25 protein-coding genes and 2 tRNA genes are annotated in these 22,344 nt (G+C 70.3%); 22 read left to right on the top strand and 5 right to left on the bottom strand.

Annotation, left to right across the window (positions count from 1 at the left end; genetic code table 11):
* Positions 1-15 precede the first annotated feature (15 nt).
* The 18 genes from gspE to BM145_RS09175 all read left to right on the top strand — a co-directional run bounded on the left by gspE (position 16) and on the right by BM145_RS09175 (position 14,258).
* Positions 16-1,527, top strand: coding sequence for a type II secretion system ATPase GspE (gspE, locus tag BM145_RS09090; protein ID WP_093333339.1), 1,512 nt, complete (start codon positions 16-18; stop codon positions 1,525-1,527).
* Positions 1,528-1,676: 149 nt separating this feature from the next.
* Positions 1,677-2,900: a type II secretion system inner membrane protein GspF gene (gene gspF / locus BM145_RS09095; protein WP_093333340.1), complete on the top strand. Its 1,224-nt coding sequence runs from the start codon at positions 1,677-1,679 to the stop codon at positions 2,898-2,900.
* Between the two features lie 9 nt (positions 2,901-2,909).
* Positions 2,910-3,347 (top strand): type II secretion system major pseudopilin GspG, encoded by a 438-nt coding sequence (gene gspG, locus BM145_RS09100; RefSeq protein ID WP_093333341.1) that lies wholly within the window; start codon positions 2,910-2,912, stop codon positions 3,345-3,347.
* Positions 3,322-3,843 carry a GspH/FimT family pseudopilin gene (locus BM145_RS09105; protein ID WP_093333342.1) on the top strand — a complete coding sequence of 174 codons (522 nt, stop codon included), beginning with the start codon at positions 3,322-3,324 and terminating at the stop codon, positions 3,841-3,843. Before gspG ends, BM145_RS09105 begins: the two co-directional genes overlap by 26 nt.
* Complete coding sequence (gene gspI, locus BM145_RS09110; RefSeq protein WP_093333343.1) at positions 3,833-4,216, top strand: type II secretion system minor pseudopilin GspI; 384 nt, start codon at positions 3,833-3,835, stop codon at positions 4,214-4,216. The genes BM145_RS09105 and gspI overlap by 11 nt, the downstream gene beginning before the upstream one ends.
* On the top strand, positions 4,213-4,911 hold the full coding sequence (gene gspJ, locus BM145_RS09115; RefSeq protein WP_093333344.1) for a type II secretion system minor pseudopilin GspJ: 699 nt from the start codon (positions 4,213-4,215) through the stop codon (positions 4,909-4,911). Before gspI ends, gspJ begins: the two co-directional genes overlap by 4 nt.
* On the top strand, positions 4,898-5,863 hold the full coding sequence (gene gspK / locus BM145_RS09120) for a type II secretion system minor pseudopilin GspK (RefSeq protein ID WP_093333345.1): 966 nt from the start codon (positions 4,898-4,900) through the stop codon (positions 5,861-5,863). Before gspJ ends, gspK begins: the two co-directional genes overlap by 14 nt.
* Positions 5,860-6,945, top strand: a complete 1,086-nt coding sequence (gene gspL / locus BM145_RS09125) for a type II secretion system protein GspL (RefSeq protein WP_093333346.1) — start codon at positions 5,860-5,862, stop codon at positions 6,943-6,945. The genes gspK and gspL overlap by 4 nt, the downstream gene beginning before the upstream one ends.
* The gene (gene gspM, locus BM145_RS09130) at positions 6,942-7,412 is read left to right on the top strand and encodes a type II secretion system protein GspM (protein WP_093333347.1); all 471 of its coding nucleotides are present in this window, start codon (positions 6,942-6,944) and stop codon (positions 7,410-7,412) included. Before gspL ends, gspM begins: the two co-directional genes overlap by 4 nt.
* Complete coding sequence (gene gspN / locus BM145_RS09135) at positions 7,409-8,134, top strand: type II secretion system protein N (RefSeq protein ID WP_093333348.1); 726 nt, start codon at positions 7,409-7,411, stop codon at positions 8,132-8,134. The genes gspM and gspN overlap by 4 nt, the downstream gene beginning before the upstream one ends.
* Positions 8,135-8,181: 47 nt before the next feature.
* Positions 8,182-8,258 (top strand) — tRNA-His (locus BM145_RS09140).
* A gap of 22 nt (positions 8,259-8,280) precedes the next feature.
* Positions 8,281-9,333, top strand: coding sequence for a Leu/Phe/Val dehydrogenase (locus BM145_RS09145; RefSeq protein WP_093333349.1), 1,053 nt, complete (start codon positions 8,281-8,283; stop codon positions 9,331-9,333).
* Positions 9,334-9,528: 195 nt separating this feature from the next.
* Positions 9,529-10,254: a heme ABC transporter permease CcmC gene (ccmC, locus tag BM145_RS09150; RefSeq protein ID WP_093333350.1), complete on the top strand. Its 726-nt coding sequence runs from the start codon at positions 9,529-9,531 to the stop codon at positions 10,252-10,254.
* Between the two features lie 100 nt (positions 10,255-10,354).
* Positions 10,355-10,801 (top strand): cytochrome c maturation protein CcmE, encoded by a 447-nt coding sequence (ccmE, locus tag BM145_RS09155; RefSeq protein WP_093333351.1) that lies wholly within the window; start codon positions 10,355-10,357, stop codon positions 10,799-10,801.
* Positions 10,791-12,704, top strand: coding sequence for a heme lyase CcmF/NrfE family subunit (locus BM145_RS09160; protein ID WP_093333352.1), 1,914 nt, complete (start codon positions 10,791-10,793; stop codon positions 12,702-12,704). Before ccmE ends, BM145_RS09160 begins: the two co-directional genes overlap by 11 nt.
* On the top strand, positions 12,701-13,228 hold the full coding sequence (locus BM145_RS09165; RefSeq protein ID WP_093333418.1) for a redoxin family protein: 528 nt from the start codon (positions 12,701-12,703) through the stop codon (positions 13,226-13,228). The genes BM145_RS09160 and BM145_RS09165 overlap by 4 nt, the downstream gene beginning before the upstream one ends.
* Positions 13,229-13,254: 26 nt before the next feature.
* Complete coding sequence (locus BM145_RS09170) at positions 13,255-13,608, top strand: cytochrome c-type biogenesis protein (protein WP_093333353.1); 354 nt, start codon at positions 13,255-13,257, stop codon at positions 13,606-13,608.
* A complete protein-coding gene (locus BM145_RS09175) occupies positions 13,608-14,258 on the top strand; it encodes a tetratricopeptide repeat protein (RefSeq protein WP_093333354.1) in 651 nt (216 codons plus the stop codon). The genes BM145_RS09170 and BM145_RS09175 overlap by 1 nt, the downstream gene beginning before the upstream one ends.
* A 100-nt stretch (positions 14,259-14,358) precedes the next feature.
* Here BM145_RS09175 and BM145_RS09180 read toward each other — a convergent pair whose 3' ends face one another.
* Positions 14,359-14,571, bottom strand: coding sequence for a DUF3072 domain-containing protein (locus tag BM145_RS09180; RefSeq protein WP_093333355.1), 213 nt, complete (start codon positions 14,569-14,571; stop codon positions 14,359-14,361).
* Positions 14,572-14,621: 50 nt separating this feature from the next.
* Positions 14,622-15,728 (bottom strand): alanine dehydrogenase, encoded by a 1,107-nt coding sequence (gene ald, locus BM145_RS09185; protein WP_093333356.1) that lies wholly within the window; start codon positions 15,726-15,728, stop codon positions 14,622-14,624.
* Between the two features lie 158 nt (positions 15,729-15,886).
* Between ald and BM145_RS09190 the strand changes: the two genes are divergently transcribed.
* The 4 genes from BM145_RS09190 (at position 15,887) to BM145_RS09205 (ending at position 18,669) form a co-directional block, all read left to right on the top strand.
* A complete protein-coding gene (locus BM145_RS09190) occupies positions 15,887-17,818 on the top strand; it encodes a potassium transporter Kup (RefSeq protein ID WP_093333357.1) in 1,932 nt (643 codons plus the stop codon).
* Positions 17,815-18,321: a 2'-5' RNA ligase family protein gene (locus BM145_RS09195; RefSeq protein ID WP_093333358.1), complete on the top strand. Its 507-nt coding sequence runs from the start codon at positions 17,815-17,817 to the stop codon at positions 18,319-18,321. The genes BM145_RS09190 and BM145_RS09195 overlap by 4 nt, the downstream gene beginning before the upstream one ends.
* Positions 18,322-18,385: 64 nt before the next feature.
* Positions 18,386-18,462, top strand: a tRNA-Met gene (locus BM145_RS09200).
* Between the two features lie 12 nt (positions 18,463-18,474).
* Complete coding sequence (locus BM145_RS09205) at positions 18,475-18,669, top strand: hypothetical protein (RefSeq protein ID WP_093333359.1); 195 nt, start codon at positions 18,475-18,477, stop codon at positions 18,667-18,669.
* Here the strand turns inward: BM145_RS09205 and fdhD are convergent, their stop codons facing one another.
* Genes fdhD through BM145_RS09220 form a run of 3 tightly spaced genes read right to left on the bottom strand, consistent with a single transcriptional unit; the run spans position 18,670 to position 22,273 of the window.
* Positions 18,670-19,455 carry a formate dehydrogenase accessory sulfurtransferase FdhD gene (fdhD, locus tag BM145_RS09210; protein WP_093333360.1) on the bottom strand — a complete coding sequence of 262 codons (786 nt, stop codon included), beginning with the start codon at positions 19,453-19,455 and terminating at the stop codon, positions 18,670-18,672.
* The gene (gene mobA / locus BM145_RS09215) at positions 19,452-19,985 is read right to left on the bottom strand and encodes a molybdenum cofactor guanylyltransferase (protein ID WP_093333361.1); all 534 of its coding nucleotides are present in this window, start codon (positions 19,983-19,985) and stop codon (positions 19,452-19,454) included. The genes fdhD and mobA overlap by 4 nt, the downstream gene beginning before the upstream one ends.
* Positions 19,982-22,273: an FdhF/YdeP family oxidoreductase gene (locus tag BM145_RS09220; RefSeq protein ID WP_093333362.1), complete on the bottom strand. Its 2,292-nt coding sequence runs from the start codon at positions 22,271-22,273 to the stop codon at positions 19,982-19,984. The genes mobA and BM145_RS09220 overlap by 4 nt, the downstream gene beginning before the upstream one ends.
* Positions 22,274-22,344: the final 71 nt, after the last annotated feature.

Genomic DNA, 22,344 nt, shown 5'->3' on the forward strand with positions numbered 1-22,344 from the left:
CGCCGGGGAACAGCAATGGATGAAGGCTCACAGCTCCCCCAACTCACCATCCCCTATCTCTTCGCCCGCCGCTTCGGCGTCGTCGTCCAGCACACCGATGTCGACGGCCATCTCACCATCGGTTTGCGCGAAGGCGCCGACCCAAAGGCATTGATCGAGGTCCGCCGCCATCTCGCGCGACCGTTCGACGTCGCCATCGTCGAGCCGCCCGCCTTCGACCGCCTCCTGTCGGACGCCTATGCCATGGACGGCCAGGCCAACGCGCTCGCCGCGGTCGGCATGGGCGACGAACTCGACCTGCTCGCCGACGGCCTGCCCACCGCCGAGGACCTGCTCGACACCGCCGACGACGCGCCCGCCATCCGCCTCATCAACGGCATCATCGCCGATGCGGCGAGGAACGGCGTGTCGGACATCCATATCGAGCCGTACGAGACCGGCCTCGTCGTCCGCATGCGTATCGACGGCGTGCTGCGCGAGACGCTCAGGATGCCGCCCCACGTCGCCCCCGTCGTCGTCAGCCGCATCAAGGTCATGGCCCGCCTCGACATTGCCGAGCGGCGCGTGCCGCAGGACGGGCGCATGGGCCTGACGCTGGGCGGCAAGCTGCTCGACGTGCGCGTCTCGACGCTGCCCAGTCGCGCGGGCGAGCGGGTCGTGCTGCGCATCCTCGACAAGGACAATGCCGGCATCGACCTGGAGGCGCTCGGCCTCACCCCGTCGATGTACGCGCTGGTGCAGGAAACGCTGGCCGAGCCCAACGGCATCGTCCTCGTCACCGGCCCGACCGGCTCGGGCAAGACCACCAGTCTCTACGCGGCGCTCCGCCTCCTCAACGACGGCACCCGCAACATCCTGACCGTCGAGGACCCGGTCGAGTACGCCGTGGAGGGCGTCGGTCAGACGCAGGTCAACGCCAAGGTCGGCCTGACCTTCGCCGCGGGCCTGCGCGCGATCCTGCGCCAGGACCCCGACGTGGTGATGGTTGGCGAAATTCGCGACCGCGAGACCGCCGAGATCGCGGTGCAGGCGTCGCTCACCGGCCATCTCGTCCTCTCCACCGTTCACACCAACGACGCGGTGGGCGCGATCACCCGGTTGCGCGACATGAAGGTGGAGCCGTTCCTGATCGCCTCGACGCTCCGGGCGGTGATCGCCCAGCGGCTGGTGCGGCGGCTCTGCCCCGCCTGCCGCCGCCCCGTCGAGGCGCGCGAAACCGTTGCGCCCTTGCTCGGCGTCGAACCGACGGCGATCGTCTACGCCGCCGTCGGTTGCGACACGTGCGGCCACACCGGCTACAAAGGCCGCACCGGCGTCTACGAGGCGGTGCGCGTCGACGACACCGTCCGCCGCCTCATCAACGACGGCGGCGACGAGCAGGCGATCGCCACCCACGCCTTCGCCCGCGCACCCACCCTCGCCACCGCCGCTCGCGACCTGGTCCTGTCCGGCGTCACCACCCCCGAGGAAGCCGTCCGCGTCTCCCGCCGCGACGCGACCGAGCCGGTGGTGCCGGTCGATGCGTAAGCCCCAATCCGCTCCCTTTCCTCTCAAGGAGAGGTTGGGGGCAGGTGTCGGTGCTCTCGTACCGGCTCCGACGCTCGCGGCGAGCGTGGACGCTCGGCTGTGCCTCGCACCCACCCCCGATCTATTCCTTGCGGGGAGGGGAGCCACGCATGGCTGACTTTGACTACGTCGCCATCGACACCCGCGGCGCGGAGCAGCGCGGCCACGTCGCCGCCGCCGACATCGAGTCCGCCCGCGTCGCGCTCGACCGCCGCCGCCTCTACGTCGTCCGCCTCGATCCCGGCGCGCCGCCCGTCGCCCGCTCGCGCCCGCTGTTCGGTCTGAAGCTCGGCACGCCGAAGATGTCGGGCAAGCAGCTGACCCTCTTCACCCGCCAGCTCGCCACCCTCGGCCGCGTCTCGCCGCTGGAGGAGTCCTTGCGCACCATCACCCGCCAGACCGAGCAGGAATCCGTCCAGGCGATCGTCGCGCGCGTCCATGCCGGCGTCGTCGAGGGCCGCCGCCTCGCCGACGCGATGGCGCGCGAACCGCGCAGCTTCCCGCCGCTCTACCGCGCCATGGTCGCCGCCGGCGAGAGTTCCGGCACCCTGCCGACCATTCTCGACCGGCTCGCCGTACTACTCGAACGTCAGGCAGAAATCCGTGGCAAGCTGCTGACCGCGCTCGCTTATCCCACCATCCTCGCCCTTGTCGCCATGGGCGTGGTCACCGCGCTGATGTTGTTCGTCGTGCCCCAGGTCGTCGAGCAGTTCGACACGGTCGGGCAGGAGCTTCCTCTCCTTACCCGCGCCGTCATCTGGGTCTCCGACCTCCTCGTCGGCTGGTGGTGGGTGATGCTGCTATCCGCGATGTTGATGATCGTCGCCGCCTGGCGCGCGCTCAAGGAACCGTCGATCCGCCTGAGCTTCGACACCCGGCTGCTCCGTATACCCCTTCTCGGCCGCCTCCTCCGCGATCTTCACGCCGCCCGCATGGCGCGCACGCTCGGCACCATGGTGGCGAGCCGCCTGCCGCTGCTCGACGGCCTCGTCCTCACCGCCGGCACCATCCACAACCGCCGTCTCCGCCTCGCCTCCGACGAGATCGTCGACGCGATCCGCGGCGGCGGGAGCCTGTCGTCGGCGATGCGCCGTGCCGGCGTGTTCCCGCCGCTCCTCACCTATCTCGCCGCCTCCGGTGAAGCGGCCGGACGGCTCGATGAGATGCTGGAACGCGCCGCCGATTACCTGGAGCGCGAGTTCGACCGCTTCACCGCCACCGCCCTGTCGCTGCTCGAACCCGCGATCATCGTCGTGATGGGCGGCATCGTCGCGACGATCGTGCTATCCATCCTGCTGCCGATCCTGCAGCTCAACACGCTGGCGGGGCAATGAAGAGGTAAGATGCGTACCCAACAGAAGAAGCGTCCTAAGCGCAACGGCTTCACGCTGGTCGAGCTGATGGTCGTGATCGTCATCATCGGCCTGCTCGCCACCATCGTCGCGCTCAACGTGCTGCCGTCGGGCGACACCGCGCGCATTCAGAAGGCGAAGGCGGACATCGCCACGATCGAGAACGGGCTGGAACTCTATCGCCTGCAGATGAGCACCTATCCGACCACCGCGCAGGGCCTGGCCGCCCTGACCAGCGCGCCCGCGGGTGTCGACGCATCGCGCTACCAGCGCGGCGGCTATGTCAAGCGGCTGCCGGAGGACCCGTGGGGTCGGCCCTATCAATATGCATCGCCCGGCCAGCACGGCGAAGCCGATGTGTGGACGCTCGGCGCCGATGGGGCCGAGGGCGGCGAGGGGATCAATGCCGATATCGGCAGCTGGCAATAGGTCCGGCTGGGTTCCGGCCGGTGCCGAAGCGCCCCGTCGTGCGGACAAGGCACGGCAGGGCGGCTTCACGCTGATCGAGCTGATGGTCGTGGTGACGATCATCGGCCTCGCCTCCGCCGTGGCGGTGCTGGCGATCCCCGACCCACGCGGACGCGTGCTCGACGAGGGACTGCGCTTCGCCGCCCGCGCGCGAGCCGCCCGTGACGCGGCGATCGTCGAGGCGCGGCCCGTCAGTTTTTGGGTGACCAGCGGCGGCTACGGCTTCGACCGGCGGATCGCGGGGCACTGGAGCCCGGTCGCCGACAAGCCGCTGCGCGTCGAGCGCTGGAACGAGGGCACGCGGGCGACGCTGCCCGACCCGTTCGGCCGCGTCCGCGTGACTTTCGACCCGACCGGCGCTGCCGATCGCGGGGTCGACGTGACGCTGGTGCGCGACGACGCTCGCGCGCTGGTGCGGGTCGGGGCGGACGGCGAGGTACGCGCCGATGCGCAGTAACGGCTTCACGCTGATCGAGGTCATGGTCGCGATGGCCGTGTTCGGCCTCGCCATCCTCGCGCTGGTCCGGCTGGAGGGTGCGGCGGTGCGCGGTGCGGGCATGATCGACGAGGCGATGGTGGCGCAGCTCGTCGCGCGCAACGTCGCGCTCGACGCGATGACCGACGGCGCCCCGCCGCCGCTCGGCCGAGGGGACGGTAGCGAGGTCAATGGCGGGCGGACGTGGCGGTGGACGCGCCAGGTGTCGGCGACCGGCGACCCGCGCGTGGTGCGGATCGACGTCGCGGTCGCCAACCGGGCGGGGCAGGTGGTCGGACGCCTGACGATGGTGCGACCGCCCAGCACGGCCGTCACGCGGGCGTTCGTGGCGTGACCGCGCGGCCCATCGACCGGCGCGTCGGCGCGACCTCGGCAAGACATCCCGGTGAGGGCGGTTTCACGCTGGTCGAGGTCATGGTCGCGCTGATGATCTTCGGCATGATCGCGGCCGCGGGCGTCGCGATCCTGTCGTTCAGCATCCGGGCGCAGGCGGCGAGCGCCACGCGGCTCGACGACGCGTCCGCCTTCACGCGGACGCTGACGGTCCTGTCCGCGGATCTCGCCCAGGCGACGACCCGGCCGACCCGTGACGAGGGCGGCACGCTGCGCCCCGCCTTCGTCGGCGAAGGGACGCAAGTTGCGCTGGTGCGGGGCGGCTGGACCAATATCGACGCTGCCCCCCGCGCCAGCGAGCAGAAGGTCGTGTGGCGGCTCGACGGCACCACGCTGCAGCGGATCGCCTATCCCCAGCTCGATGGCGCCGCGCCGCTCGGCGCGACGCCGATGCTGACCCGCGTCGCCGAGATGCGGCTGCGGTTCCGCTATGCCGGCGTGTGGAGCGACCGATGGGACGGCGGCGACGGCCTGCCAGTGCCGGAGGCGATGGAGCTGACGATGGCGCGGACCGACGGCACGCGGTACCGGGCGATGTTCCTGGTCGGCACCGGCTATGCGCCGATGCCCGCCGCGACGCCGTCGCCCACGCCGACGGCGGGGTCGTCCGTGGGGGCGAGCGATGCGCCCCGCTGACGGCGAGCGCGGCGCCGCGCTGCTCACCGTGCTGCTGCTGGTCGCGGTGATCGCGGTGATGGCGGGCGCGATGCTGGAGAAGCTGCGCCTGTCCACGCGGATGAGCGCCAACGCCGCCGCGGGCGAGCAGGCGCGGGCCTGGGCGGTCGCGGCGGAGGCGCTGGCGCAGATCCGCATCGGCGACCTTCTCGCCCGCGCGCCGAACCGGGTGACGCTGGCGGGCGGGTGGAGCGGGCGGCCGTTCGGCCTGCCGCTGACCGATGGCGGCGTCGCCACCGCGCGGGTGACCGACGGCGGCAATTGCTTCAACCTCAACGGGCTGGTCACCGAGGTGGCGCCGGGCGTCTACACCGCCGAACCGGCCCAGCGGGTGCAGTTCGCACGGTTGATGCGGCTGGTCGGCGTGCCGGCCTTGATCGCCGAGCAGGTGGCGGGCGCGGCGGCCGACTGGATCGACAGCGACGACGAGCAGCAGGTCGGCGGCGCCGAGGACTCGCGCTACACCGGCCAGGGAACGGGGTATCGCACCGCCGGCACGCTGATGGCGGACGTCAGCGAGCTGCGCGCCGTCGCCGGCGTGACGCCGGAGGTCTTCGCGCAGTTGAGGCCCTGGATCTGCACGCTGCCGGTCGCCGCCCCGTCGCCGATCAACGTCAACACGCTGCTGCCCGAACAGGCGCCGCTGCTCGCGATGATGAGCCAGACGGTGTCGGTCGACGTGGCCCGGCGGCAGCTCGCCAAGCGTCCGCCGCAGGGCTGGGGCGATGCCGGCACGGTGTGGGCCGGCGTCGCCGCACCGCCGTCGTCGGCCCAGCTCGCCGTCACGTCCGGCTGGTTCCGGCTGGCGATCGACGTGACCACGCCCGGGGCGCAATTGGAAGAACGTGCGCTGATCGACGCGACAAGGCTTCCCGTTCGTCTCGTCTCGCGGCAATGGGGGGAGGACACGTGACCACCTTGCTGTTCCTTCCCGACGGTGCCGACGACGCCGACTTCCGCTGGATGCGCTTCGGCGAGGGCGGGCTGCTGGCGCGTGGCGCCGGCGTGCCGGCCGGCGACGATCCCGTGGTCGCGGTCGTGCCGGCCGAGGCGGTGGCGCTGCACTGGGCCGAACTGCCCGCCCGCTCGCCCGCGCAGGCGACCGCCGCCGCCCGGCTGCTCGCCGCCGAGGCGAGCGCCGCGCCGGTCGGCGAGCTCCACGTCGCCGTGGGCGCGCAGGAGGAGGGCGCGACGGAGCGGCCGATCGGCGTCGTCGGCGCAGGGGCGATGGCCGGGTGGCTCGCCATGCTCGCGCGGGCAGGGGTTGATCCGGTCGCGGTGGTGCCCGCGCCGATGCTGCTGCCGCGCCCCGAGCAAGGCTATGTCCGCGCGGAGATCGCCGGGCGCGGCGTGGTGCGCGGGCGGACCAGCGGTTTCGCGGACGAGGCGCGGCTGACCGAGCTGGTCACCGCCGATAGTCCGCCGGTGCCGCTCAACCGCGGCGCGCTCGACGCGGCGCTGGTCGCCGCGGCCGCCGGCCCGGCGCTGGACCTGCGGCAGGGGCCGTTCGCGCGGCGACGCGGGTTCGCGATCGACTGGCCGTTGGTCCGGCGGCTCGCGGTGCTGGCGCTCGCGATCCTGGCGGTGACGCTCGCCATCTCGCTCGTCCGCCTCGCCAAATACTCCTTCGCCGCCGACGCGACCGAGCAGCGGGCCGACGCGCTCGCCGCCACCGGCTTGCCGCGCGGCGAGACGATCACCGACCCCGACCGGCAATTGGCGGAACGCCTCGGCCGCACACGCGGGCCGGGGCTCGGCTTCACCACCACCGCGGCGGCGGTGTACGCCGCCGTCCGCTCGGTGCCGGGGACGGAGGTGACCGCGATGGACTTCACGCCCGACGGCGCGATGCGGGTGACGGTGTCGGCCGAGCGCGAGGCGCTCGCCACCGACCTGCTGCGCGCCTTTCAGCGCGCCGGCCTCGCCGCTCGGGCGAGCACCTTCACTACCGGCGGCGGACGGGTGACCGGCGAGCTGACGGTGTCGCCGCGATGACGGCGCTGCGCAGCTGGTATGCGGCACGGTCCCGGCGCGAGCAGCGGCTGCTGCTGGTCATGGTCGCGCTGGCCGTGGTGACGGCGATCTGGGGCCTGGTGATCCGCCCGTTCGGCGATGCCATGGCGACCGCGCGGGAGCGTCACGCCGCCGCCGTGGTCCGGCTGGGCGAGACCCGCGCCAGCATCGAGGCGATCGAGGCTCAGCGCGGCCGACGCGCGCCTACCGGCACGCTGCCCGATGCGGTACGTGCGCTGGCGGAGCAGGCCGGGTTCCAGCTCGCCAGCCTCGATCCCGACGACGCCGGCGGCGTCCGCGTCGCGATCCCCTCCGCCCGCGGCGCGGCGATGACCCAGTGGCTCGCGCGGATCGAGCGCGCCGGCGTGGTCGTCGACGCGGCGACGCTGACCGACAATGGCGACCGTACCGTTTCGGCGCGGCTGGTGCTGCGGGCGCGTGCGACGTGAGGCGGCTGCGGCTCCGCACCGGCCCGGCGGCGCTGTTCGGCGCCATGCTGGTCGTCGCCCTCCTCATATTCCTGCCGATGCGGCTGGTGCTCGGCTGGACGGGCGCGGGCGAGCAGGGGCTGGTCGCCCGCTCGGTGACCGGCAGCGTCTGGGGCGCCACCCTGTCGGAGGCGCGGTTCGGCGATCTCTCGCTCGGCGACGTCGGCGCGCGCCTGTCGCCGCTGCCGCTCCTGGTCGGTCGGGCGACGCTGTCGCTGGAGGGGCCGGGCGGGCAGGGGGCGCCGCCGCTGTCGGGACGCGCCTTCGTGTCGCGCCACGCCGCGGGGATCGCCGGCTTTACCGGACGGCTGGCGGCGGGCGCCGCGTTCCAGCCGCTGCCCGTCGTCGCGCTCGACCTGGACGACGTCACCGCGCGGTTCGAGGACGATGCCTGTATCGAGGCGGCGGGGCGGGTGCGCGCGGTGCTGGCGGGCGACGTCGCCGGCATTGCTCTGCCTCCCTCCATCGAGGGAACGGCGCGCTGCGACGCGGGCGCGCTGCTGCTGCCGCTCGCCAGTGCCGCGGGTACGGAGGCGGTCAGCCTCAGGATCACCGGCGCGGGCCGCTACCGTGCCGACCTGTCGATCCGCCCCGCCGATCCGGCCGCCGTCGAGCGGCTGGTGGCGTCGGGGTTCACGCAAGGCGCCGGCGGCTATGGGCTTTCCGTCGAGGGACGGTTCTGACGGTCTTGACGGGCGGGACGTTGCGACGCTAGGGCGCGGCCTCCACGGCGACCGTAGTTCAATTGGTTAGAGCGCCGGCTTGTGATGCCGGAAGTTGCGGGTTCAAGTCCCGTCGGTCGCCCCAGAATTGACATAGCGAGAGCGATATGACCGCCGGATGGGGCCTTCCTGATTTCGACGATCACGAGGGCGTGCACCTCTTCACCGATCCCGCGTCGGGGTTGCAGGCGGTGATCGCGCTCCACTCCACCGCGCTCGGCCCCGCGGCCGGCGGTGCTCGCTTCTGGCACTACCCCACCCCCTCCGCGGCGATCACCGACGCGCTGCGCTTGTCGCGGGGCATGAGCTTCAAGAACGCGATGGCGGGGCTGGAACTGGGCGGCGGCAAGGGCGTCGTCCTGGCGCCCGCACGGGGCAGCACGATCACGACCGAGCAGCTCCGCGCGTTCGGCCGCGCGGTCGAGTCGCTCGCCGGTCGCTACGTGACGGCCGAGGACGTCGGCATGTCCGAGGAGCGGATGAAGATCATCGCCGGCGAGACCAAGTTCGTCTCGGGCCTGCCGGTGGAGAGCGGCGCCGCTGGCGGCGATCCCGGTCCCTACACCGCGCACGGCGTCTATCTTGGCGTCAAGGCAGCGGCGCAGCGCGGCCTCGGCGCCGACGACATGAAGGGCGTGCGCGTCGCCATCCAGGGCGTCGGCTCGGTGGGCGGCGGCCTTGCCAAGCTTCTCGCCAGGGACGGCGCGGTGCTGACCCTCGCCGACGTGGACGAGGCGCGGGCGCAGGCACTGGCCGAGCAGCTCGGCGCGCGTACCGTCTCGACGGACGAGATCCTGGCGCAGGACGTCGACATCGTCAGCCCCAACGCGCTCGGTGCGATCCTGACGGCCGAGACGATCGCCACGCTCAAGGCCAAGGTGATCGCCGGCGGTGCCAACAACCAGCTGGCGACGCAGGGCGAAGGCGCCCGCGTGCACGAGCGTGGCATCCTCTACGCCCCCGATTACGTCATCAACGCGGGCGGCATCATCAACGTCGGCCTGGAATATCTCGGCCACGGCGATGAGGCCGAGGTGATGGCGCGCATCGCCAAGATCCCCGATCGCCTGGTCGAGGTGTGGGACGAGAGCGACCGAACTGGCCAGCCCGCCGCCGATGTCGCCGACCAGATCGCCCGCCGCCTGATCGGGCGCGCCTAACCTGGTCCTTCCTGCCCCGCGGGGAGGGGGACCGCTCGGCGCAGCCGAGTGGTGGAGGGGCAGCCTCAGGCGGCGTCGCTCGTGATTGCCTCTTCCTCCCTACTGTGCGAGCGGCGGTCCCTCTCCGTCGCGGAGCGGGGGAGGGCTTAGGTACCGCGTGACGTTCGCCACGCGATCTTCTAGAAGCCGGCTAACGTGCCCAGTCTCCACGCCCTCGCCAATCCCGCCCGCTTCCTGAAGATCGCCCGGCCGCTGACGTCGGTGCTGTTCTGGCTGGGTGTCGCGCTGATCGCGGCCGGCAGCGTCGCCGGGCTGACGCTCACCCCACCCGATTATCTCCAGGGCGACACGGTGCGCATCCTCTACATCCACGTGCCCGCCGCCTGGCTGGGCATGGGCGGGTGGAGCGGCATCGCCATCTCGTCGATCGCGCTCCTCGTCTGGCGGCATCCGCTGGCGAGCGTCGCCGCGCGTGCGGTCGCGCCGGTGGGTGCCGCTTTCGCCGCGATCTGCCTCATCACCGGATCGATCTGGGGGCGGCCGACCTGGGGGACGTGGTGGCAGTGGGATGGGCGGTTGACGTCGATGCTGCTTCTGTTCTTCGTCTATTGCGGCTATATGGCGCTCGCCCGCGCCGACGCGGATCGTGGCGGCGACGGGCGTATCCCCGCCATCTTCGGCATCGCCGGCACTGTGCTGCTGCCGATCATCCGCTACTCGGTGGTGTGGTGGAACACGTTGCACCAGGGCCAGAGCATCGGCCTGACCCGGTCGAGCATCGATGCCGCCATCCTCTGGCCGCTGCCGATCATGCTCGTCGGCTTCACCCTGTTCTTCGCCGCCGTCGTCCTGATGCGGATGCGCGCGCTGTTGGCCCGCGCCAAGGCGGAGGCGCGGATGCGTCGAATGGCGCGCGCCTGATGCACCCCTGGCCCTTCGTGATCGCCGCCTACGCGGTGACGCTCGCCGGTGGCGGCGCGCTCGCGCTCGCCTCCTACCTGGCAATGAGGCGCGCGGAGAAATGACCGCCAAGAACCAACGGCTGACGCTGGTGCTGCTCGCGCTGGGGGCAGTGGTCGCGGCCGCGCTCCTCGCCTTGTCGGCGCTGCGGGATCAGGCTGCCTTCTTCTACGCGCCTTCCGACGTGAAGCGCGACGGCCTGCCGCTCGGCCGTGCGGTGCGGCTGGGCGGGATGGTGGAGGCCGGCTCCGTCCGGCGGGCCGCCGACGGAGTGACGGTCCGCTTCGTCGTGACCGATGGAAAGGCGACCACGCCGGTGGTGTTCGCCGGCATCGTCCCCGACCTGTTCCGCGAGCGATCGGGCGTCGTGGCGGAGGGTAGCTTCCGCGCCGACGGCGGCTTCGTCGCCTCCAATCTCCTCGCCAAGCACGACGAGAAATACATGCCGCCCGAACTGGCCCGGACCGCGGACGGCACGATGCACGAGACCAGCACGCTTGATCGCTGAGGCCGGCCTCGCCGCGCTGTGGCTCGCCGCGTCGCTGGCGCTGCTCCAGCTCGCGCTCGCCGCGATCGGTCTGCGGGCGCAGCGGAACGCGGACGAGCTGCTCGTCGCCGTGCGCCCCGTGGCGATCGTGCAGGGCGCGCTGGCGGTCGTCGCCATGCTGCTGCTGATCGTCCTGTTCCAGCAGTCGGACATGTCGGTGAAGCTGGTCGCGACCAACAGCCACTCGGCCAAGCCGTGGCTGTACAAGGTGGCCGGTGCCTGGGGCAATCACGAGGGCTCGATGCTCCTGTGGGTGACCATTCTGGGGCTCGCCGGCGCCGCCGTGGCCCGGTTCGAGCGGCAGCTGGAGCCGCGTACGCTGGCTGCGACGCTCGGCGCGCAAGGGCTGATCGCGCTCGGCTTCTACGCCTTTTTGCTCTTCTCTTCCAATCCGTTCGAACGGCTCTCCCCCGCGCCGCGGGACGGGCAGGGGCTCAATCCGATCCTGCAGGACCCCGGCCTCGCCTTTCACCCGCCGACGCTCTACGCCGGCTATGTCGGCCTGTCGGTCGCCTTCTCCTTCGCGGTCGGCGCGCTCGTCACCCGCGACGTGGGACGCGCTTTCGCGCGGGCGATGCGGCCCTGGGTGCTCGGCGCTTGGGTGTTCCTGACGCTCGGTATCACCGCCGGCAGCTACTGGGCCTATTACGAGCTCGGCTGGGGCGGCTGGTGGTTCTGGGACCCGGTGGAGAACGCGTCGCTGATGCCGTGGCTCGCCGCCACCGCGCTGCTTCACTCGGTCACCGTGCTCGCCACCCGCGACGGTCTTCGCGCCTGGACGGTGATGCTGGCGGTGGTCGCCTTTTCCATGTCGATGATCGGCACCTTCCTGGTCCGGTCGGGTATCCTCACCTCCGTCCACGCCTTTGCCGTCGATCCGGAGCGGGGCGCCTTCATCCTCGCGCTGCTGCTCCTCTATATCGGCGGGGCGCTGGCGCTGTTCGCCTTGCGCGTCGGCACGGTGCGCGAGGGAACGACGTTCGAGCTGGTCAGCCGCGAGGGCGGGCTGGTCGCCAACAACCTGCTGCTGTCGGTGATCCTCGGCATCGTCCTGATCGGCACGCTCTACCCGATCGTCGCCGCCGCGTTCGGCGTCCAGCTCTCGGTCGGGCCGCCTTTCTTCAACAAGGCGGCCGGGCCGATCGCGCTGGTGCTGGTCGTCGTCATGGCGGCCGGGCCGCTGCTGCGCTGGCGACGCGACAAGGCGGGCGAGGTGGTCGAGCGGCTCACCTGGCCGATCGCCGCCGCCGTCTTCGCCTTCGCCGCGCTGGTCGCCTTCGCCACCCCGATCGGCGTGCTGCCGCTGCTCGGCCTGTCGCTCGCCGTCGGCCTCGCCGTCGCCAGCGTCGCACCCTTGTGGAAACGCGACCTGCGCCGCACGCCGCTGTTCACTTGGGGAATGGTGGTCGCGCATCTCGGCTTGGCGGTCAGCCTCGCCGGCATGGCGTGCGACAGCGCCTTCACGGCGGAGCGGCTCGTCGCGCTGCGCGCCGGCGAGGCGACGCGCGTCGGCCCATGGCGAGTGAGCTTCGCCGGCCTGTCGCCGGTGATCGGCGACAACTGGTCCGGTCTCCAGGCGCGCCTCACCGCGGAGCGTGACGGCCGCACCCGCCTGCTGTTTCCGCAATCGCGTACCTTCGCCGACCCGCCGACCGTCACCAGCGAGTCGGCAATCGCGACCGTGCTGGACGGGCAGCTCTACACCGTGCTCGGTGCAGCGGACGGGCAGGGGCGCTGGCAGTTGCGGTTGTGGTGGAAGCCGTTCGTGACGCTGATCTGGCTGGGTGGCACGCTGGTCGCGCTCGGCGGCGCGTTGTCGCTCGTCGGTCGCCTGCGCCCGCGACGACGGGAAGCATGGACGTGAAGCGCCCGCTTGTCTGGCTGCCGCTCGCCGGCTTTCTGCTCGTCGCGATCGTCGTCGCGGTGGCGCTGTACGCGCCCGCGGACCGCACCGTCCGTTCGGCGATGATCGGCCAGCCGTTGCCCGCCTTCAACCTCCGCCCGATCGTTTCCACCAAGCCCGGCGTCGCGAGCGACGCGATGAAAGGGCACGGGCCGCGCCTGCTCAACATCTTTGCCAGCTGGTGCGTACCGTGCATCGCCGAGGCGCCGCAGCTGATGCGTCTGCGGCAGGCGGGCGTTCGTATCGATGCGGTGGCGATCCGCGATACCGGCCCCGCCGTCGCGGGCTTCCTCCGCCGTAACGGCGATCCCTATGCCGCGATCGGTGACGATCCGTCGAGCGCCGTGCAGCTATCGCTCGGCTCGTCGGGCGTGCCGGAAACGTTCCTGATTGACGGTCAGGGGATCGTCCGCCGGCAATGGGTGGGCGACATCCGCGCCGATCAGGTGGACGAGGTGCTCGCCGCGGTGAGGGACGTGCAGTGAAGCGACTTCTTCCGCTTCTCCTCCTGATGGCGCAGACGACCGCGCCGGCCGAGCTCGCCGATACCCAGCTCGCCGATCCCGTGCAGGAGGCGTCGGCCAGGACGCTGATGGAGACGCTGCGCTGCGTGGTCTGCCAGGGCCAGTCGATCGCCGACAGCGACGCGACCATGGCCGGCGACATGCGCGCGCTCGTCCGCGGCCGCATTCGCGCCGGAGAGACGCCCGCGCAGGTGCGCGACTGGCTGATCGCCCGCTACGGCGACTACATCACCTACGATCCGCCGCTGTCCGCGGCCACCTGGCCGCTCTGGCTGGCGCCGCTCGCCCTGCTGGCAGTCGGTGCGTGGATCGCGCGCGCGAGTTTCCGGAGGCGGTCCTGATGGGCTGGTTGCTGCTCGCGGCGCTCGTCGCCATCGTCTTCGCCGCGCTGGTGCGCCTGCGCGTGCCACGGCTGCTCTGGTCAATGGTCGGCGCCGCGCTGATGCTGGGTGCGGCCGGTTATGCGTGGCAGGGTCGCCCGACGCTTCCCGGCCGCGCCGTCACCGCCGACACGCGGGATCTGGCTCCGGACGAGGCCGTGATCGACCTGCGCACCAAGATGTTCGGCCGCTACGGCATCGAGGGTGCCTATCTGACCGCCGCCGACGCGATGGCGCGCAGCGGCTCGTCGCGTCATGAGGTGCAGGCGATCCTGGGTGCTATCCGCGGCTCGCCGCGCAGTGCCGCCTTGTGGACGGCGCTCGGCGACGCGCTGGTTCGCCACGATCGCGGTCAACTGTCCGCTCCCGCCCGCTTCGCCTTCGATCAGGCGATCCGCCTCGCCCCGCGTGACGCGGGGCCGCGCTTCTTCCTGGGCTTGGCACAGGTTCGAGCCAACGACTTCGCTGCGGCGGAGCGTTCCTGGCAGCAGTCGCTGAGCCTGACCTCGCCACGTGCATCCTACCGCGACGCGATCGTTCAACGACTCGATCTACTCACCCGCTTGCGCCGGGCGATGGACGGTGCGGCAGGCAACACGCCGCGTCGGTAGAACAGTACACGAGACGATCCTAAGTCTGAGAACCGGGATCATCCAGTATCAAATCCCATGCTCCCGCTTAGGCAGGAGCACGGGTCCGCACACCGGGCGGCTACTGCCCCCGCCCGGTCTTTCCCTGCAATTCGTCGATCTTCTTCGACGCGTCCGCCTTGGACAGCGTGTCGTCGAACTCCTCTCCGGCTTCCTCGCTCAGCGTCTTGAGGTAGCTCGCCTGCGCGCCGGTCATCGCCTCGCCGCCGGTGGTCCAGTCATCGGGGTTCTTCTCGGCATTGCCGGTCGGGTGGTCCTTGGGGTTGTCGGTCATCGCGAACTCTCCTTCGCGACGACCAACCATCCTGTTCCTCGTCCGTTCCCTCAGCCGTTCCACGCTTCGTAGGGCAGGCCGAGATCGTCGGCGACCGCCTTGAACGCGATCTTGCCCTTGTAGACGTTGAGGCCGGCGGCGAGGTGCGGATCGGCCTTCATCGCCGCCTCGGCTCCTTGGTTGGCGAGCTTCAGCGCGAACGGCAGCGTCGCGTTGTTGAGCGCGAAGGCGGAGGTGCGCGCCACCGCGCCCGGCATGTTGGCGACGCAATAGTGGATCACGCCCTCCACCTCGAACACCGGATCGTCGTGCGTGGTGGCGTGGCTCGTCTCGAAACAACCGCCCTGGTCGATCGCGATGTCGACCAGCACGCTGCCACGCTTCATCGTCTTCAGCATCTCGCGCGTGACCAGCTTGGGCGCCGCCGCGCCCGGCACCAGCACCGCGCCGATGACGAGGTGCGCGTTCTTCACCGCCGCCGCGATCGCCGCCTTGGAGGCGTAGGCGGTCTTGATCTGGTTGGAGAAGAACATGTCGAGTTCGGCTAGCCGCGCCATGTTGAGGTCGTAGATCGTCACGTCGGCGCGCATGCCGACCGCCATCTGCGCCGCGTTGATGCCCGACACGCCGCCGCCCAGGATCGCGACCTTGGCCGGCGCCACGCCCGGTACGCCGCCGAGCAGCACGCCGCGTCCGCCCTGGAACTTCTCCAGGTAATGCGCGCCGACCTGCACCGACATGCGGCCCGCGACCTCCGACATCGGCTTCAGCAGCGGCAGTCCACCGCCGTGCGCGGTCACCGTCTCGTACGCGATGCACGTCGCACCCGACTTCATCAGCCCCTCCGCCTGCGGCTTGTCCGCGGCGAGGTGGAGGTAGGTGAAGAGCAGGTGACGCGACTCGAGCATGGCGATCTCCGACGCCTGCGGCTCCTTCACCTTCACGATCATCTCGGCCGCGGCGAAGACCGACTTGGCATCCGGCAGGATCGTCGCGCCGACCGCCTCGTACGCCGAATCGTCGAAGTCGATGCCGGCGCCGGCGTTCGTCTCGACCACCACCTCGTGACCGGCCTGGACCAGTTCGGCGACGGAGGGCGGGGTCAGCCCGACGCGATATTCGTGGTTCTTGATTTCCTTGGGTACGCCGATCTTCATCGCTCGCTCCTGAAAGTCGCTTTTGTTACTAATGTCCGCGCCGCCTATAGCGACCCGCGTCGCCCGTTGCACGCCTCGATGGCCGGGTGTAGGGGCGCGATCATGAACAGGGGCACGAGCGGGCTGGGGAGCCCCTATCCTACTGGAATCGCGGGCTCGTGACCACGTCACCCGTCGCGGCGCCGACCGTGGCTCCATCGGAGGCCGAGGGTTTCGGCCACCATCCCAAGCAAGGTCTCGCCAAACTCGCGCTCGGCGCGATCGGCGTCGTCTACGGCGACATCGGTACCAGCCCGCTCTACGCGATGAAGGAGGTGTTCGTCGGACACCATCCGCTCGCGGTCGACCAGCTCCACATCTACGGCGTCGTCAGCCTGATGCTGTGGTCGCTCTTCCTGATCGTCACGGTGAAATACGTGCTGATCGTGCTGCGAGCCGACAACAACGGCGAGGGCGGAAGCCTGGCGCTGCTCGCGCTCATCCAGCGCCGCACCGTCGGCGGCAAGGGGCGGTGGGGCCCGAGCCTCGTCGTGCTCGGCATCCTCGCCTCCGCATTGTTCTTCGGCGATTGCATGATTACGCCCGCGGTATCGGTGCTCTCGGCGGTCGAGGGGCTGGTGACGGTGGAGGCGGGGTTCGGCACCTTCGTGATCCCCATCGCCGTCGCAATCCTGATTGGGCTCTTCTACATTCAGTCGAGCGGCACCGCTCGTGTAGGCCGGTTCTTCGGCCCGATCATGCTGGTGTACTTCCTCACGCTGACGGTGCTCGGCGTGCTCAACATCATGCAGCGGCCGGACATCATCCTGGCCGCGCTCAACCCGCTGTCGGCGGTCGAGTTCGTCCTCGACGACGGGCTGCTCGCTTTCCTCGCGCTCGGCTCGGTCGTGCTCGCGGTAACGGGGGCGGAAGCGCTCTACGCCGACATGGGCCATTTCGGCCGCCGTCCGATCTCGGTCGCGTGGCTGTGGTTCGTCTTTCCCGCCCTGATGGTGAACTATATGGGGCAGGGGGCGCTGCTGCTCGATCATCCGGAGGCGGCGTCGAACCCGTTCTTCCTGATGGCGAGCGAGGACTGGCGCCTGCCGCTCGTCATCCTGTCGACGATGGCGACCGTGATCGCCAGCCAAGCGGTCATCACCGGCGCCTTCTCGGTGGTGCAGCAGGGCGTCCAGCTCGGCCTGATGCCGCGCCTGCGGATCGAGCATACGTCGGCGTCGGAGGCGGGGCAGATCTACATCCCCGTCGTCAACTGGGCGTTGATGACGATGGTGCTGCTGCTGATCTTCGGCTTCAAGGAGTCGTCCAACCTCGCCGCCGCCTACGGCATTGCGGTGACCGGCACGATGTTCATCTCCACCCTGATGATCGGCGTGCTGATCCGTCGCGTCTGGCAGTGGCCGATCGCGGCCGTGCTGTTGTTCGAGGGCGTGTTCCTGACGATCGACGGCGCCTATTTCTTCTCCAACGTTACCAAGATCCCCGACGGCGGCTGGTTCCCGCTGCTGATCGCGGTGATCGTCTTCACCTTCCTCACGACGTGGTCGACCGGCCGCAAGCTGATGATCGACCGGCTGCGCGAGGCCGCGATGCCGATCCAGGTGTTCATCCAGTCGGCGTCGAACGCGGCGAGCCGGGTGCCCGGCACCGCGGTGTTCATGACCTCCACCGCGGAGGGTGTGCCGCACGCGCTGCTCCACAATCTGAAGCACAACAAGGTCCTGCACGAGCGTATCGTGCTGCTCACGGTGTCGATCGCCGACCAGCCCTACTGGCCCGACTCGATGCGGGTGAAGAAGGAGGATCTGGGCCACGGCTTCATCCGGCTGGTACTGCGCTTCGGCTTCATGGAGGAGGCGGACGTGCCGGCCGCGCTGGCCCTCGCCGCCGGCCCGGACAAGAAATTCAAGATGATGGAGACGAGCTTCTTCCTATCGCGCCAGACGCTGATCGCGTCCGACCATCCCGGCATGGCGCTGTGGCGCGAGAAGCTGTTCGCCTGGATGCTGCGCAACGCGGAATCGGCGATGGAGTTTTTCCGCCTGCCCTCCAATCGCGTCGTCGAGCTCGGCAGCCAGGTCGAGATTTGACGCCTGCTCCCATCATCGTCACCGCGCTGTTCGGGCGTAACGACCAAGGCTGGTTCGACACGCAGCGCGCCGAGCATTTCCCGCCCGAGCGCAACGTGCTCGCCGCGCACTGCACGCTGTTCCATCATCTGCCCCCGTCAATCGCCGACGAACTGAAGCACCGGCTGGTGGAGGAAACGCGTGGGCTTCGCGCCCCTGACGCGACGGTCACCGGCCTCATGTCGCTGGGGCGTGGCGTTGCCTATCGCATCGACTCCCCGGCGCTGGTGCAGGTGCGCGCGGGGCTGGCGGAGGCGTTCGCCGGCCTGCTGACGCCGCAGGACGCGGGCGGCTGGCGCGCGCACGTGACGATCCAGAACAAGGTGACACCCTCCGTCGCTAAGCTGCTGCTCGACCAGCTTCAGCGCGATTTCCGCCCGCGCCCGGTGGAACTCGCCGGCTTCGCGACCTGGTGGTATCGGGGCGGCCCGTGGGAGCCGCTGTCGCGCCACCTATACGCTTGACCGCTTTCGCGACCCTTCCTATAGGCCGCGCCTCGCCCGGCGACATGCCCGGGCGGCCTGGTACGGCGAAGTAGCTCAGCTGGTTAGAGCACGGGAATCATAATCCTGGGGTCGGGGGTTCAAGTCCCTCCTTCGCTACCATCTTTACCGATCATGGCTCCCATTTCGGCGCAGGACGTTCTCTCCGGCAAGGAGAAGCCGATGCCCGATGTGCAGCCCACCCCCGATCTGGCCGATGTGCCGATGAAGCCCGCCCCATCGCCCGACGAGGTGACGCGCGAGGAGGACCCGACCGGCACCGATCCCGAGAATCCGCCGGCCACCGACGTGACGTTGCCGACCGAATAGTTAGGCGAAGACGCGCCACGGATCGTTGACGAGCAGGATCGAATCACGCCGGGCGATGGCGGCCAGCGTCAGGCCGCGTTCGACCGCGTGCCCGATCGCGAGGCTGGTGGGTGCGGAGATGCCGACGAGCATCGGCGCGCCCGCGACCAGTGCCTTGTCGACCATCTCGAAACTGATCCGCGAGGAGACGAGGATAAAGCCGCCGATCGGCTCCCCGGCCATTGCCCGCGCGCCGACGAGCTTGTCGAGCGCGTTATGGCGGCCGACATCCTCGTAGGCAGCGACGATCGCCCCATCCGACGCGCAGGCGGCGGCGGCGTGGAGGGCACCCGTCGCGGCGGTCAGCGGTTGGTGATCGCGCAAGGCCGCCAGCGCCGCGAACAGGGCGGCGCGATCGGTCGTCGGCGTCGGTGCGCGAGGGGCGGGGCGGCGGAGTTGCTCCAGTCCGGAGAGGCCGCACAGGCCGCAGCTGGTGTCGCTGGTCCGATGGCGGACGCGATCGTGGATGCGGCCGCGGCAACGATCGGACAGGGCGACGCGGACGATCCATCCCGCCTCCGCCTCGAAGGGCTCGACCGCGACCACATCGGCCGCCGTATCCGCCAGTCGCTCGGTCAACATGAAGCCGACCGCGAACGCCTCCAGGTCGGCGGGCGTCATCATCATCACCGCGTAGCCGAAACCGTCGACCTCGATCGCGACCGGCGCCTCCACCGCGATCGTGCGCGTGCCGGCCTCGACGCCGTCGGCGCGCAGCACCGTAACGGCGCGGTCGAGCGTCGTCACGGCACCAGCGCGTCCTGTTCCAGCCCGCGCAGATCGGCCGGGGTGTTGACGTTGGCGAGCGGCATCGCGGCGGGTATCGGCAGCGCCCCCACCGTCCGCGCCCAGCCGCGCACCGATCGATCGGTCGCCGTTTCCAGATAGGCGAGCAGCTGGGCGCCGAGCGCCGCCTGCCACAGCCCCAGCACCGGCGCGTCGGCGCAGTAGGACGGCTCGCGCCGCAGCAGCGCCTCGATCAGCGCCCCCGGCACCTCCGGCATGTCGCAGCCGATCGTCAACACGCAGGCGAAGCCGCGCCCTGCCGCGTGGTCGAGCGCCGCCGCGATCCCGCCGAGCGGCCCCAGATCGGGACGCGGCAGGTCCGGCAATCCGCCGATGCCCGCACCGATCACCACAACTTCGTCGACGTACGGCCGCAGCGCGGCGGCGGCATGCTCGACCAACGTGAGTCCGCCGAGCCGGGCCTCCGCCTTGTTGGACCCGAAGCGCGAAGACCGCCCGCCGGCGAGCACCGCGCCCAGCAGCCGGCTCACACCCGCACGCGCACGGGCACCGACTTGCCGGCGGGCACGTGGCTCTCCAGCGCGTGATGCTCCAGGGCGATCAGGCAGTTGAGTTCGGGATAATAGCCGCCGATCGACCCGGCCGGGATATTGTACTCGACGACGCGCAGACCCTCGACCACGCGCTCGACGCCGTCCTCCGCATCGCTCTCCAGCGCCACCTTGTCGCCGTCGGTCAGGCCGAGCTTCAGCATGTCGCCGCGGTTCATCATCACCACCATGCGCGTGCCGCGGATACCGCGGAACCGATCGTCATAGCCGTAGATGGTGGTGTTGAACTGGTCGTTGGAGCGCAGCGTGACGAGCCGGAAGCGCCCCTCCTTCTCCGCGAAGCCGCTGGAATTGAGCGCACGCGGCACGTTGAATTCGGCCTTGCCGCTCTCGGTCAGCCACTCGCGGTGGGCGGCCGGATTTCCCTTCCAGAAGCCGCCGGGGACGAACAGCTGCTCGTTGAAGTTGGCGAACTTGTCCGGGTAGCAATTCTCGATGGCGGTGCGGACCAGCGAATAGTCGCCGACCCACTCGTCCCACGGCACGTTGGGATTGGGCGGCAGGATCGCCTTGGCGAGCCCCGCGACGATCGCCGGCTCGCTGAGCAGCGTGTCCGCCGCCGGCGTCACCTTGCCGACCGAGCCGTAGATGTGGCTGAACGAATCCTCCATCGACACCGCCTGGTCGCCGGTCGCCTGATGGTCCCGCTCCGACCGGCCCAGGCAGGGGAGAATCCAGCTCTCCTGGCCCGGTGTCAGATGGCTCTTGTTGAGCTTGGTCGAGATGTGGACGGTGATCGGCAGTTTCGCCCACGCCTCCTTCATCATCGCATGTTCGGGCGTGGCGCGCAGGAAATTGCCACCTAGCTGGACGAAGCCCTGGCACTCGCCGGAGATGATCGCACGGCAGCTCTCCACCGTGTCCCAGCCCTTCTCCGTCGGCGGCTCGAACTGAAACAGCTCGCGCAGGCGATCGACGGGGGCCAGCTCGGTCTTCTCGGTGATGCCGACCGTGCGCTGCCCTTGCACGTTGGAATGGCCGCGCACCGGCCCCGGTCCCGCACCCTCGCGACCGACATTGCCGCGCATCAGCAGGAAATTGACCAGCATGTACAGGCTGTCCATGCCGTAGCGGTGCTGGGTGATACCCATGCCGTAGACGGCGATCACCCGTTCCGCCTTCATGTAGACGCGCGCCGCCGCCTCGATCGCGTGGCGGCTGAGCCCGCTCTCGTGAACGATCTCGTCCCAGTCGGCCGCGCGGCAGAAATCGGCGAACTCGTCGAAGCGTACCGTATGCTGCTCGATGAAATGATGGTCGATGACGCGCGGCAGTCCTTCCGCGATCGCCCGGTCGTCCGCCTCGACCATCAGCTTGCACATGCCGAGCAGCGCGGAGATGTCGCCGCCCGCTTTCACCTGATGATATTGGGTGGAGATCTGCGTCTCGCCGCCCGCCAGCATGTCCTTGGGGCTCTGCGGATCGGCGAACCGTTCCCACCCGCGCTCGCGAAGCGGGTTGAACGTCACGATCTCCACGCCGCGATCACGGCAATCCTTCAGCGTGTGGAGCATGCGCGGGGAATTGGTGCCGACGTTCTGCCCGAAGGCGAAGATCGCGTCACACTTGTCGTAATCCTCCATCTGGATCGTCGCGACGGGCGAGCCGATCGCGTTCTTCAGCCCGACGGAGGTGGTCTCGTGGCACATGTTGGACGAGTCGGGCAGATTCTGCTGCCCCCACATCCGCGCCATCAGCGAAAACATGAACGAGGTTTCGAGACTCGCCCGCCCCGACGAGTAGAGCACTACCTTGGTCGGGTCGCACGTCTTCAGCTTGGCGCCGATCGACTCGAATGCCTCGGCCCAACTCGCCGCGACGTATTTGTCGGTGCCCGCGTCGTAGCGCATCGGGTGGGTCAGCCGCCCCGCCTGTTCCAGGTCGTGATCCATCCACCCGTCCAGCTCGGACACGGTGTAGCGTTCGAAGAAGGCGGGGGTGACCCGGTGGCTGGTCAGCTCCCACGCGGTCGCCTTGGCGCCGTTCTCGCAGAATTCGGCAACGTGCGGGTGCGCGGGTTTGCCCCAGGCGCAGGACACGCACATGAAGCCCTCCGGCTTGTTCTGGCGGCGCAGCGTGTCGAGCGTCGACAGGCCGGGCTTCTCGCCGGGCAGCACCTCCGCCATGCCGCGCATCGATCCCCAACCGCCGGCCGGCGCCGAGTAGGGCTTGATGATGATCTCTTCGCCGGTCTGCTCGTCACGCATTCTGTGGTCTCCGCTCGTGGCGTCCAACGAAGCGCGCGCGCGACGGTGCCGTCGCGCGACGTGGATCAGGT

The sequence above is a fragment of the Sphingomonas rubra genome, assembly GCF_900115745.1.
Taxonomy (GTDB): Bacteria; Pseudomonadota; Alphaproteobacteria; order Sphingomonadales; family Sphingomonadaceae; genus Sphingomonas; species Sphingomonas rubra.